Origin of the sequence: Gordonia sp. (in: high G+C Gram-positive bacteria) (assembly GCF_047606305.1) — a bacterium.
Taxonomy (GTDB): Bacteria; Actinomycetota; Actinomycetes; order Mycobacteriales; family Mycobacteriaceae; genus Gordonia.
This window is the reverse complement of the sequence record NZ_JASGER010000035.1, coordinates 1-12291: the sequence shown is the minus strand read 5'-3', so window position 1 is coordinate 12291 and position 12291 is coordinate 1. Positions and strand designations below refer to the sequence as shown.

13 protein-coding genes and 1 tRNA gene are annotated in these 12291 nt (G+C 66.1%); 5 read left to right on the top strand and 9 right to left on the bottom strand.

Annotation, left to right across the window (positions count from 1 at the left end):
- Position 1: 1 nt before the first annotated feature.
- From QM634_RS05360 to QM634_RS05340, 5 genes are read right to left on the bottom strand one after another with little or no spacing between them, the layout of a single operon-like run.
- Positions 2–886, bottom strand: coding sequence for an ABC transporter substrate-binding protein (locus QM634_RS05360; RefSeq protein ID WP_415041773.1), 885 nt, complete (start codon positions 884–886; stop codon positions 2–4).
- Positions 886–3636, bottom strand: a complete 2751-nt coding sequence (gene polA / locus QM634_RS05355; protein WP_415041737.1) for a DNA polymerase I — start codon at positions 3634–3636, stop codon at positions 886–888. The genes QM634_RS05360 and polA overlap by 1 nt, the downstream gene beginning before the upstream one ends.
- Positions 3637–3673: 37 nt before the next feature.
- Entirely contained in the window at positions 3674–4144 is a 471-nt protein-coding gene (locus QM634_RS05350; RefSeq protein WP_415041736.1) for a phage tail protein, read from the bottom strand.
- 11 nt (positions 4145–4155) lie between these two features.
- Positions 4156–5412: a branched-chain amino acid ABC transporter substrate-binding protein gene (locus QM634_RS05345; protein WP_415041735.1), complete on the bottom strand. Its 1257-nt coding sequence runs from the start codon at positions 5410–5412 to the stop codon at positions 4156–4158.
- A gap of 8 nt (positions 5413–5420) precedes the next feature.
- The gene (locus tag QM634_RS05340; RefSeq protein ID WP_415041734.1) at positions 5421–6026 is read right to left on the bottom strand and encodes an ANTAR domain-containing response regulator; all 606 of its coding nucleotides are present in this window, start codon (positions 6024–6026) and stop codon (positions 5421–5423) included.
- Between the two features lie 78 nt (positions 6027–6104).
- On the opposite strand from QM634_RS05340, the gene QM634_RS05335 reads away from it, so the two are divergent.
- The 3 genes from QM634_RS05335 to QM634_RS05325 all read left to right on the top strand — a co-directional run bounded on the left by QM634_RS05335 (position 6105) and on the right by QM634_RS05325 (position 7359).
- Positions 6105–6178, top strand: a tRNA-Leu gene (locus QM634_RS05335).
- A 129-nt stretch (positions 6179–6307) separates the two neighbouring features.
- Positions 6308–6931, top strand: a complete 624-nt coding sequence (locus tag QM634_RS05330; protein WP_415041733.1) for a hypothetical protein — start codon at positions 6308–6310, stop codon at positions 6929–6931.
- The gene (locus tag QM634_RS05325) at positions 6928–7359 is read left to right on the top strand and encodes a hypothetical protein (protein WP_415041732.1); all 432 of its coding nucleotides are present in this window, start codon (positions 6928–6930) and stop codon (positions 7357–7359) included. Before QM634_RS05330 ends, QM634_RS05325 begins: the two co-directional genes overlap by 4 nt.
- Positions 7360–7598: 239 nt before the next feature.
- Here QM634_RS05325 and QM634_RS05320 read toward each other — a convergent pair whose 3' ends face one another.
- The 4 genes from QM634_RS05320 to QM634_RS05305 all read right to left on the bottom strand — a co-directional run bounded on the left by QM634_RS05320 (position 7599) and on the right by QM634_RS05305 (position 9966).
- On the bottom strand, positions 7599–8144 hold the full coding sequence (locus QM634_RS05320) for a hypothetical protein (RefSeq protein WP_415041731.1): 546 nt from the start codon (positions 8142–8144) through the stop codon (positions 7599–7601).
- 504 nt (positions 8145–8648) lie between these two features.
- Positions 8649–8747, bottom strand: a complete 99-nt coding sequence (locus tag QM634_RS05315) for a hypothetical protein (RefSeq protein ID WP_415041730.1) — start codon at positions 8745–8747, stop codon at positions 8649–8651.
- Positions 8748–8794: 47 nt separating this feature from the next.
- Positions 8795–9109 carry a recombinase family protein gene (locus QM634_RS05310; protein ID WP_415041772.1) on the bottom strand — a complete coding sequence of 105 codons (315 nt, stop codon included), beginning with the start codon at positions 9107–9109 and terminating at the stop codon, positions 8795–8797.
- A gap of 152 nt (positions 9110–9261) precedes the next feature.
- On the bottom strand, positions 9262–9966 hold the full coding sequence (locus QM634_RS05305) for a hypothetical protein (RefSeq protein ID WP_415041729.1): 705 nt from the start codon (positions 9964–9966) through the stop codon (positions 9262–9264).
- A gap of 166 nt (positions 9967–10132) precedes the next feature.
- Between QM634_RS05305 and QM634_RS05300 the strand changes: the two genes are divergently transcribed.
- Together QM634_RS05300 and QM634_RS05295 are read left to right on the top strand one after the other, a co-directional pair.
- Entirely contained in the window at positions 10133–10669 is a 537-nt protein-coding gene (locus QM634_RS05300) for a hypothetical protein (RefSeq protein WP_415041728.1), read from the top strand.
- A gap of 37 nt (positions 10670–10706) precedes the next feature.
- On the top strand, positions 10707–12291 hold a 1585-nt coding region (locus tag QM634_RS05295), incomplete at its 3' end, for a hypothetical protein (RefSeq protein WP_415041727.1).

Here is a 12291-nt window from a genome sequence, read left to right as displayed (position 1 = left end):
CTCACTCCTCCGCCCCGTTGACGACCGCTGTGCGAATCATTCCAGCCCCGACGCCCCAGTGGTTCGCGATCGTCGCGTACTGCCCGTGGTCGATCAGGTACTGCAGTGCATCGCGGAGCGGCTCGGCCAGGCCGGACCCCTTGGCGGTCGGGATTCCGTAGGGGGCGGCGTCGTAGACCGGGCCGATGGGTTCGAGTTGACCGTCGGTCTTCTTGATGGCGTAGGCCGTGACGGGTGAGTCGGCGGACAGCGCGTCGACCTGGCCGAGCAGGAGCGCGTTGACCGTCTGGTCCTGGTTGTCGAACTTGATCTTGCGGATCGGGGCCTTGCCGGCGGCCGTGCACGCCGCGGACTTGGCAGGCACCTCCTGGGTGTCCTGCACGGTCGTCGCCTTGACGCCGACGCGACGGCCGCAGGCGTCGTCGGGGTCGATCGTGTCCCCGGTGCGCTGGGCCCACTGCACCCCGGCGGAGAAATAGGTGACGAAGTCGACCTGCTTCTCCCGCTCGAGGGTGTCGGTGAAGGCCGACATCCCCAGGTTGAACGTGCCGGCTTGGATCGCCGGGATGATCTTCGCGAACTCGGATTCGACGACTCGCACCCGCATGCCCACGACCTGGGCCATGGCGCGGACGAGGTCGATGTCGAAGCCGACGATCTCGCCGTCGCGGTTCTTGAACTCGTTGGGCTGGTATGGCGGATTGGAGCCGACGACCAGGACGCCGGTGGCGCGCACCGCGGCGGGCAGGCGTGCGGCGATATCGGGTTGGGCGACGACGTCGACGGTGATCGGCTTCGTGTCGAGAGCCGATTCGTCGTTGGTGCAGCCGGTGACGACGGCGAGCACGACCGCGGCCAGCGCGACGACCATGCCCGGGCTGCGCATCAGTGCGCCGCGTCGTCCCACGAGCGGCCGAATCCGACGGAGACGTCGAGTGGGACCGACAGGCTGATCGCGCCGCCCATCTCCTCGCGCACCAGGGCCTCGACCTCTTCGCGCTCCCCGCGCGCGACCTCCAGCACCAGCTCGTCGTGGACCTGCAGGAGCATCCGGCTGTGCAGCTTCGCCTCGGTGAGGCGGCGGTGCACGTTGATCATCGCGACCTTGATGATGTCGGCGGCACTGCCCTGGATCGGCGCGTTGAGAGCCATCCGCTCGGCGGCCTGGCGGCGCTGCCAGTTGTCGCTGTTCAGATCGGGCAGGTAGCGGCGGCGACCGTAGACGGTGGCCGTGTACTCGTTGCGGCGGGCGACGTCGACGACGTTGTGCAGGTAGTCGCGCACCCCGCCGAACCGGGCGAAATAGGCCTCCATCTGCTCTTTCGCCTCATCGCGGCTGATGCCGAGTTGGGCGGCCAGGCCAAAGGCCGACAATCCGTAGGCGAGTCCGTAGGACATCGCCTTGACGCGGTGGCGCATCTCCGGCGTCACCCCGTCGATCGGCACGCCGAAGGCCCGCGACCCGACGAAGTTGTGCAGGTCCTCGCCGGTGTTGAACGCCTCGATCAGGCCGTCGTCCTCGGACAGGTGCGCCATGATGCGCATCTCGATCTGGCTGTAGTCGGCGGTCATCAGGCACTCGAACTCTGCGTCCGGCGCACCACCGCCGGTGACGATGAACCCGCCGCGGATCTGCCGCCCGGCCGGGGTGCGCACCGGGATGTTCTGCAGGTTCGGATCCGTCGACGAGAGCCGTCCGGTCGCCGCGATCGTCTGGTTGAAGGTCGTGTGGATGCGCTCGTCGGGAGCCACGGATTTCAGCAGACCCTCGACCGTCACCTTCAGCCGCGTCGCGTCGCGATGGTCGAGCAGGTGCTCGAGGAACGGGTGCCCGGTCTTCTCGTACAGCCCCTGCAGCGCATCCGCGTCGGTGGTGTACCCGGTCTTGGTCTTCTTCGTCTTCGGCATGTCGAGCTTGTCGAAGAGGATGGCCTGCAGCTGCTTGGGCGAGCCGAGGTTCACCTGCTCGCCGATGACGTCGTAGGCGGCCTCGGCGGCCGAGCGCACGCGCTCGGCGAAGCCCTCCTCCAGCGTCCGCAGGTGCTCGGTGTCGACGGCGATACCGGTGGCCTCGAGGTCGGCGAGCACGAACAGCAACGGCAGTTCGACGTCGGCCAGCAGGTCCCGCGCATGGATCTTGTCGAGCTCCTCGTCGAAGGCGGCGGCCAACTCGGCTACCGCGCGCGCCGAGAGCATCAGTTCGTCCGCCCGCTTGGCGTCGTCCTCCTCGCCGTCGAGCAGCGACAACTGTCCGTCGTCGGGTGTGGCGGTGTCGACGCGCAGTTCGCGGCGCAGATAGCGGACGGCCAGGTCGTCGAGGTTGAAGCTGCGCTGCCCGGGCCGCACCAGGTAGGCGGCGAGCGCGGTGTCACTGCTGACGCCGGCCAGTTTCCAGCCGCGCCCGCGCAGCGCGTGGAAGGCCCACTTGGCCTCGTGCAGCGCCTTGTCCGCCGACGGGTCGGCGAACCACTCGGCCAGCGCCTGCTCGTCGTCGGGGGTCATGGTGGTCGGGTCGAGGTAGGCGCTGACCTCGTCGGCGGCGGCGATCGCGAGCGCCTCCACGTCGGAGTCGACGACGCGCTGCGGGCCCTTCACCATGACGCCGCTGCGGCCGGTGCGCGCGTGGGCGTCCAGCCATGCGCGGACCGCGCCCGCGGCCAGCACCTCGCCGTCGAGGTCGAAGCCCGACTCGGCCTCCGGCTCGGCCGACGACAGGGTCGAGAACAGGCGGTCGCGCAGCACGCGGAACTCGAGGTCGTCGAACAGCTTGTGGATCTGTTCGCGGTCCCAGCCGGCGAGGGCCAGTTCGTCGGGACCGGCGGAGAGCTCGACGTCGCGGACCAGCTCGGTGAGCTCTCGGTTGGTGAGGACCGACGAGAGGTTCGCGCGCAGAGCGTCGCCGACCTTGCCGCGCACCTCGTCGACGTGGTCGACGAGCCCGGCCAGCGACCCGTATTCGCGGATCCACTTGGCGGCGGTCTTCTCCCCCACCCCGGGGATGCCCGGCAGGTTGTCCGACGGGTCGCCGCGCAGGGCGGCGTAGTCGGGGTACTGCGCGGGCGTCAGGCCGTACTTGTTCTCGACCTCCTCGGGTGTGAACCGCGTCAGCTCGGAGACGCCGCGCTTCGGGTAGAGCACGGTGGTGTGCGGGTCGACGAGCTGCAGGGCGTCGCGATCACCGGTGACGATGAGGACGCGGTAGCCCTTCTCGCGCGCCTGGGTCGCGAGGGTGGCGATCACGTCGTCGGCCTCGAAGCCGTCGACGGCGAACACCGGGATCCGCAGCGCCCCGAGGACCTCTTTGGTCAGGTCGACCTGGCCGCGGAACTCGTCCGGCGACTTGTCGCGCTGGGCCTTGTACTCGGGGAACCGCTCGGATCGGAACGTCTGGCGGGACACGTCGAAGGCCGCGGCGATGTGCGTGGGTTCCTCGTCGCGCAGCAGGTTGATCAGCATCGACGTGAAGCCGTAGACGGCGTTGGTCGTCTGCCCGCCGGCGGTCTTGAAGTTCTCGGCGGGCAGCGCGAAGAAGGCGCGGTAGGCCAGCGAGTGACCGTCGAGCAGCATGAGCAGCGGTCGCTCGTCCCCCGTCGTGGCGGGGGCGGTCGTGGAGGCTGACTTCTGCGCGGGACTCACGGCACCAACTCTAGTGCCGGACTCCGACGCGCCGAACTCACCAGGGGTGGTCGTTCTTGAACGCGAAGTACGAGCCCCGGATCGTGCCGGCGAGCTTGGAGCGCTGGCGGGCGAACTTGAACTTCTCGGCGAGCTCGACGGGGACGTCCATGCCGTCGGACAGCTTGAAGCCGACGGCACGTTTGGCCGGGTCGTCCAGGTCGTACATGACGTTGATCGACAGGCCGCTCTGGTAGAAGAGGTAGGCCATGTGGACGCGCTCGACGTCGAAGGCGCAGGCCTCGAGCACCGGGGAGGCGATGACGATGTCGCGCTCGGACTTGAGGATGTTCGCGACCCACGCGACGGTGTCCGCGGCCTCGGCGGCCGGCTCCACGACCAGGGTGTGGTCGAACTTGTTCTTCAGGAACCGCGCCTCGTTGGCGCGCAACCCCGCCAGGGCATCGGCCACCGGCGACGATTCGAGGCCGACCGTGGAGACCTCGGTGAAATCGACCGTGTAACCCATCATCGCTCCCGTCAGATCGGTGGCCCCACCTTGTAGAGCCACACCGTGTTGCCGAGCAGTTCGCCGGTCGGCGACCACTGGTAGTGGCGCGACACCCCGTCGCCGGAGTACTTCGCCACGTAGTCGCGCAGCTTGGCGCGGTTCTGGCGGCCGTCGTCGATTCCACTGATGACGATGGTCGCCAGGTCGTAGGCCTCCAGCGCGTAGCGCACCGGGGGCATCCCGAACTTGGTCGTGTAGTCGCCGGCGAACGACGACGGGTCGGGGCTGCACGAGCAGGACATCTCGACCTCGGGGGCGCCCTGGTTGGCCAGCGCGAGGAACTCGAGGTTGTTCGCCTCGTCGCCGGCCGAGAAGTGCACCTGCGGCAGCGCCTTCTTCAGCGCGAGGGCCAGCGGTCCCGCGTCGCGGGCGGTGCCGGCGTAGAACACGCCGTCGGCGAGGGCCTTGGTGATCGCCGCGATCCGCGGGGCGTAGTTGAGGTCGCCGCGGTGCGCGCTGACCGCGCAATCCTTCACCGCCGAGCTCCCCAGGCCCTGGGTCACCGCGCGCGCCAGTCCGGCGCTGCCGTCGGTGTCGTCGGAGATGACGCAGACGCGCTTGCGACCGGAGGCGGCGAGATAGCGACCCATCGCCTCACCCTGCACGTCGTCGTTGTTGACGCCGCGGAAGAAAGTGCGCCAGTCCTTGTCGGTGAGGGTCGGGGCGGTCGCCGACGGGCTCAGCGTCACCAACCCGGCCTTGTGGAACACCGGACCGGTCTCCATCGCCTCCGACGAGGTCAGCGGCCCGATGACCGCGACGACGTTCGGGTTGCCGACGAGCTTGGCGGCCTGGTTGGTGGCGGTGACGGTGTTGCCCTTGGAGTCCACGCGCGCCAGCACGAGCGGACACCGCGGATTCGCGGCGTTGTGCTTGTCGACGGCGAGCTGAACGCCGTTCGCCACGCCGGCGCCGTCGACGCCGTCCTTGCTGGTGAGGTCACCGGCGACCGCGATGGTCAGCCGACGGCACACCGCCTTGCCGTTGCCCGCGGGATCGGCGGGCTTGGCCGGCGGCGGGGCGTCGTACTTCTTGCCGTCCAGATTCAGGTGCGCGACGGGGTGGATGGCGAGGTCGAGGGCCGACGGCAGGGCCTTGGGCGTCCCCGACGCGGACGCCGCCGCCGACTCGGGCGACGACTCGTCCCCGGTGGCGCAGCCCGCCACCGCCAGGGCGGCGGCCAGGACCACCGCGGTGACCGCGCAAACCCGCTGACGTGTCCGCATCGTTCCCCTTAGGACTGGACGTTCTCGATGACCACTTCGGCCACCTGCTTCATCGTCGTGCGGCGATCCATCGCCGCGCGCTGGATCCAGGCGAAGGCCTCCGGCTCGGTCATCGCGTGCTGGCTCATCAGCAGCCCCTTGGCACGGTCGATGAGCTTGCGGGTCGCGAGGGTCTCCTGCACGTCCTGCACCTCGGCCTCGAGCGCGGCCAACTCGCGGTAGCGGCTGACGGCGACCTCGATCGCCGGCGTCAGGTCGGCCTTGGAGAACGGCTTGACCAGGTAAGCCATCGCGCCGGCGTCGCGCGCCTTCTCGATGAAGTCGCGCTGGCTGAACGCGGTGAGCATCACGACCGGAGCCAAGCGCTTCTCGGCGATCTCGGTGGCCGCGTCGATCCCGTCGCGCACCGGCATCTTGATGTCCATGATCACCAGATCGGGCTTCAGACTCTCGGTCAGATCGACGGCGACCTGGCCGTTCGGTGCCTCGCCGACGACCTCGTAGCCCTCTTCGCGGAGCATCTCGACCAGATCCATCCGGATCAGGGAGTCGTCCTCGGCTACCAGCACCCGGCTGGGCGGTCGGTCCTCGGTGACCACTGGTGTCCTTTCCATCGGCACAATCGCTAGATGTCGAGCCTACCGGCAGGGGTTGGCAACCCGCGCCATTGATCCACTAAACTTCAAGGTCGCGCCCTCGTAGCCCAATTGGCAGAGGCAACGGATTCAAAACCCGTCCAGTGTGAGTTCGAGTCTCACCGAGGGCACCGCGAACCCCCTGCTAGCAGGGGGTTTTCGCTTTCTCGGCCCTGCTACACCGCTCGCCGTGCTACCCCCGTGCTACCCAACCGGCGCGGCTACCGTGGCACGTCGCTGTCTCGTGGGACGATCTCAGGATGTTCGACAGGTTTGGCCGCGAGCCGACATCATCCCCGCAAGCGCGTCGCCACTTAGACGCCCAGATCGTAGTTGCGGTCATTCTTGGCGTTGCTGCTCTGGGACTGATGGTGTGGGCAATCGCCACCGGACTGAGAGATCCGGAATCTCCGATGGGTCGGTTCTGCATCATCGCCGCGTCGCCGCTACTATCGCTGGTCATCGGTGTTTGCAGCGCGCATATATACCACAGAGTAAATGCACAGCACTCTCTCGAAATGCGGGTCCAAGGTGCGGCGTACACGACACTTAACTTGGCAGGTGGGGTCGAGTACGCCGATGGCAAGATTTTCAATGCGCGAGAGGCCGTGAGGAACGGGAATCTAGGATCGCTATTGGAGCCACTCGCCCAAGCGAAGACAGCCACTGAACTCACCCTGCGGACCGCGCTGCAGGCGACGCGGGAGTGGGAATCACTCTCACGTCGAGGGTTCAGCAATGCGGAGAACAGCTATTCGCAGGACGAGTCCAGGGCTCGAACACGAATACAGCAAGGCGACAATCCGAAGCCCATTGTTGACAAACCCGAAGAGAACATCGTGACTGATCACTCTCCGCACACACCCGAGGATGAACAACCATGAACAGCAGTTTCTTCGATGAGGCTCAGATCGAGGGCCAGGTAGCCAAGATCGATGACGAGTACACGGTTGTCATAAACCGAGGTAAGATCCACGGTGTTACCCCCGGTATGATCTTCGCGATCTACGACGACGAAACTGAGGCTGTCCGCGACCCGGAAACTGACGAATCTCTGGATGTTCCCATCGAAAAATTGCGCGTGAAAGTGTTCGATGTCTTCTCGAAAGCGTGCCGCGCGGCCACCTTTCAGACCAACTCCCCAATCAGCAATATGCTCAAGCCTTCTGCGAGGTTATCGCGACTAATAACAGGGCGCGATCGAATTGAAAATGAACAACTCCGGCCAGACGAACGGCCAATCGGGGAAGTCGTCGTCACCGTGAATATCGGTGATACAGCGAAGAGTGTCGCGAAAGGTCGGATGGAATAACGCCTCGCTTTTTCAGTGTCCGAATAGCTGGACGACGTTGTCGGGCGCAGGTTCCTCGGCGGGAGCCGGGGCAGTCGGTTCGGGCAGGTTGTTCAGCGCGCCCCCTGTGGCCCAGCCGGAAGAACGACGGGCGCAGAGTGAAAGGTCAGCCCACCGTCGCCGAGCTGGACTGGTCGCAACCGCCCGAGTTGGGAACGTGGTTTGAGAACCTGCTTGCGCCCGCGCTGGTGGAGATTGGCCTACCGGTGAGCGCCCAGGAGCGTGACGGCGAGCCTGCGGTGCGCGGTGTACGGCTGCACGACTACTCGCGCCATACTTTCGCGACGATGCAGTTGTCGGCGGGCGGACGGCTCGTCGGCGCGGGGGTGGTCGTTGACGTACGCGAGCATCCGCTCGGCCAACCACGACGGCAACGGCACCGACCGGCGCGACTTGCGGCTCTTCGGGGTACTGGGTACCCACTCCCCGCCTTTGCGGTCCTTGGTCCGGCGGACATGGACGGTGCAGCGCGTGGGCTGGCCGGGGCGTGTTGTGAACTCCAGGTCTTGGATCTCCAGCCCGGCGCATTCCGCCTTCCGCAGACCCGAGTACGGAAGGAAGTACGCCAGCAACTCGTAGACGGGGTACCGTTCCCCTACGACGTGCGCCGCAGCGGCCACCTGCTCGGCGGTCAACGGGTGATGCTGGAACTTCTCGTGGTCGCCCACGGAATGCCCGGTGTTGAAGTCCACCTGCTCGGTGGGATTGGCCGCGATAGCGCCGTGGCGCGTTGCGTACTTGAGCACCGCCCGCAGGCTGAGCCATGCGTGTTTGACCGTCTTGGGGGGCCAGCTTGCGCGCCGCCAGGTCCGCGAGGAAGTGTTCGCAGTCGCGCGGCTGAATGGCTGCCACCGCCTTACCGCCGAACTTGGCCAGCGCGTACCGATGCAGCACTGCCTCGTAGTCGTCGAGAGTGCGCTGCTTCAGCCGTCCCTGCGACACCTTGACCGCCTAGCTCTCCAACCATGCCTGCGCGTAATACCCGAACGGCAGATCGCCGGCTCGGCGCTGTTCTGCGAGGGCCGACGTCTGCCCGGTGTGCTTGGCGGCGTTCAGCTCGTCTTTGCGAGCCTCGGTCGCGTAGCTCTCTTGACGCTCCGCATCTTCTTAGGGCCGTCGGGGTTGTCGGGGTTCAGCGGGATGGGTAGCCGAACTCGTCGCGAACGGGCTCGCGCCAACACACCTCGTACCGCTTGACGACGCGCCCCTTGCGCTTCTTGCTGGTCTCGTGCGGACGTACGTAAGCCATGTCAGGCTGCCTCCTTCTTCATGCGAGCGACCACATCCCGGACGGTGGCGTGGCTCCACTCAACGCCGCCTCGGGGCGTGGGTATTCCGTCTGCGGTCAACTGCGCGGCAATGGCCTTAGCGCCAAGGCCACGGGACGACAGAACGCCTATGCGGCGCTCGGTGGGTTGGTGATGAGCCGAGGCCGTCCCCGCACCTTGCCCTCGCGACGGGCGCGAGCCAGCCGTTCCTTGGTGCGCAGGCTGATGCGGCGCTTCTCTTCGGCGGCGACGCTGTTCTCCACGTCCATGACGATGCGCTGATTGGGGTCGCTACTGTCGCCGCCTTCGCAGTCCAGGAGTCGCCATCCGTAATCGTTGGCTCGCTTCACCAGCTGGGCGAAGTCGAGCTGACGTAAGCCAAGGCTGCCTCCTTCTTCATGCGAGCTAGCGCGTCGCGAAACGCCTACTGCTGGGGCGGCTATCCTGCCAACACTGGTCGGCTAGGTCGGCTGAGCGAACGAACATTGGCCCCCACTTGCCGGACCACTCCAAGGTCACCAGGTAACCACTGGCGTGACCTTCACGTGCGCCATTGCCGACTAGCCAGTGGGCACCTGGAGCACCGTCTCCCCACTCAGGTCGGCGTGGCGTCGGCGCCCAGCAGAAGTTGCACCACCTGAAGAAGGACCGTGACCAACATGGTCGGTGCCATAGATAGGTCCAAACCGTACTGCGGCCGAGAACTCACCGTCGTTGGATCGAGGCAGACCATGGGAATCTCGAACCCCCAGGCATTGACCTCATCCGGTGCGGTCGGACCGTGACTCTCAACGATAAGTAGCCGTTCGGTGTCCAGGAACGGCTGCAGCGGATTATGCGTGGTGAACAACCAAGGCGGCACCCCTCCGGTCGTGACGGCGACCGCCCAATCCGCACCGCTCAGTGCCGCGGCCATGAGGAGGCTCGCCACCGACGGCGGCACATCGACGAACGCGGCAAAATGACGGTGACCGATTCGCTCCAGTGACGCCGTGACGTGACCCGGAGAAGCACTCAAGGCCGATGGCGCGATCACCGGAGTGCCGCTGAAGGTCCGATCGTCGACGAAGCTGTCGATGGCCAAGTCGGTGACCACCCCTTGGAGGTCCGCCAACCCGACCAGGTCTCCTCCGGCAAATCCCCCGAGAAGGCTCGAGAGTGCACTCTCGGTACCGAGATCGACGCCGACGATCCGCCGGCCGCTCCCCTCGCTGCGCAGGCGCGGAGCGAGCGCGCGCTCCGCAGTAATAGCGAGCAGTGCGGCTACGAGGCTGGTCGGCGCCGCGGAATCGAGTGGCACTACCGTCACCCTCCGTTCCTGCCACAGCTGCGGGAGGACAACTTTCTCCGCTTGTCGAATGGCGCGCCCCTCCAGAGGGCCATCAGGAACTCCGCGCACTACGCTGTGTAATGACATGGACTCCGATCCTAGGCACTCCAGATGCGACGAACAGGGCAGCAAGCCGATGCTCGATAACAACGCCCAACACTGGCGCGTGCTCCCCGTCTACACCTTCGACCTCGACCCACGCTGGCGACTTAACCCCTCGTCGGTTGAGCGGGGGCCGGATTGGTTCAGGGTTCAAATGGTCAGTTCCATCTACTCAACCGCCCAGCTGGCGTGGCGACAGTCCTATGTCCACGAACCCCTGCTCGACGAGCAGCTTCGACGCGCGAGACATGGCTATGACCTGGTCCCTGACTCACTAGTGGTCGAGAAGGGTGCGCCGAGTGCCGAGATGCAGACCGGCACGCAAGTCTTCGACGTTCCAGGCGGATGGACGGTCGCGCACACCGTTCTCATAATGGACGTGCCCGAGCTGGGCGGAACGGTCGAGATTCTTGTCGGGCTGTCTGCGTCGGAAACCGAGTTCCCAACCGTCGCCGAGGACTTTGCGAACCTGATCGACTCGATTCGCCTCGGGAACAGCACCCTGCCCATCAACGAGCTCCTTGCAGAAGAGTTCGGCTATCGAGCCAAGGACGACGACTCACACGGATAGGACCTTCCCGTACGCATCTGCCGTAGGGTTGGGGATCGTGGCGGGTCCTTCTGATCGGGCGGTGGCGCCGGATGTTCCGGTGGCGCCTACTGCGCACTCGCAGTTGCCGTCGTATGCGCAGATTGATGCCACGGGTGCGAAGACGTCTGCGGTGCCGGCAGCGCAGCAGCCGGGTGCCGATTCTGCGGCGCAGTCTCATCCGGTCGCGATGCCGAAGATTATTCCGACGAAGGTGTTGCCGGCGGCGGTGACTGCACCGTCTGATGCGCAGGCGCCAGGGTTGGCGCCTGAGGGGATCGGTCAGTGCACGGTTGATGATCCTGATGGCAACGGTGTTGCGGGGTTCCAGGAACGCGACCCGGGTCAGAAGGCTACTGATGCGACTGTGTTGGGGCAGGCTTCGGGCCGCCGCGAGGGTGATTCGTGGGAGCAGAAGAACCCTGATGGCACTAAGACGGTGTACACGATCCCGACCGGTAACGGCGACCAAACCGTTGACCAGGTGGCCTACGACAAGGCCGGCAAACCCACCTCGCAGTCGCGGGTGGTGTCCAACGGTGCGGGCGGGTTTCAACAGTGGTCGACCGATAAGGACGGCAACGCACAGTACCGCAACCAGGACGGTCCTGGCGCTGATGTGGTGACAATGCAGTGGCGGCCGGGCGTTGATACCGCCGGTGCCCCACCGTATTCGACGACCACCTCGTCCTGGGACGGCACCCAGGTCTCGACCGAGGCGGTCGACGAACACGGCACGTGGACGCGGGTGGACAAAGTCAAAGACGAACACGGCGGCTGGCAAACCCGGACCATCGCCGAAGATGGTTCGGTGAAGCTGGCCCGGGTCGATCCCGATGGCACGGCGCATTTGACCGGTGAGACTGATGTGCATGGCACCGGGTGGGTCGATGACGGTAACGGTGGCGCGGCACGGGTCTATCGCGACGTCAACGGCAACCAGGTCAGTGTGGCGACGAACAAAGACACCGGTTCACACACGACGACCTACGTCGATCCGGCGACCGGGCTGTCGCACTCGCGGGTGACCGACAAGTCGGGCAAGGAGATCGGCACCATCGCCTACGACCAGGACGGCAAACCGACCTCGGGTGTGGTCGTCGAGGGCGGGGTCCGCACCAGTTGGGTCAACGGGATCGCCACGATCACCCACGACGGCACCGATCCGGCGAACAAGGACTGGTCCAAGCAGACGATCAAACCCGATGGCACGATCGAACAGGTCAACGCCGACGGCTCCAAAGACGTGTTCGACGCCGCCGGGAACCGTACCGGCCATACCGATGCCCCCGACAACCGTCCGATGTGGCGGCGGATCCTTGACTTCGACAAATCGGTGCTCACGACCGCGAACAAGGTGCGCAAGGGCTCATGGGGCGCCGGCCGGAACATGGTCAAAGGACTCGGATCGCTAGTCGGGATCGGCGGCAAAGACGGCCCCGGCGTCAAAGAAGCGTGGACCGGCCTGGGCACCGGACTCAAAGACGGCCTACTCGGGTTCGACCGAGCCGGCTACGACTGGATCCGCGGCCAGTTCGACAAAAACTATCGCCCATCGAAATCGATGGGCGACCGGATCGCCGAATCGACCAACCTGTTCGTCG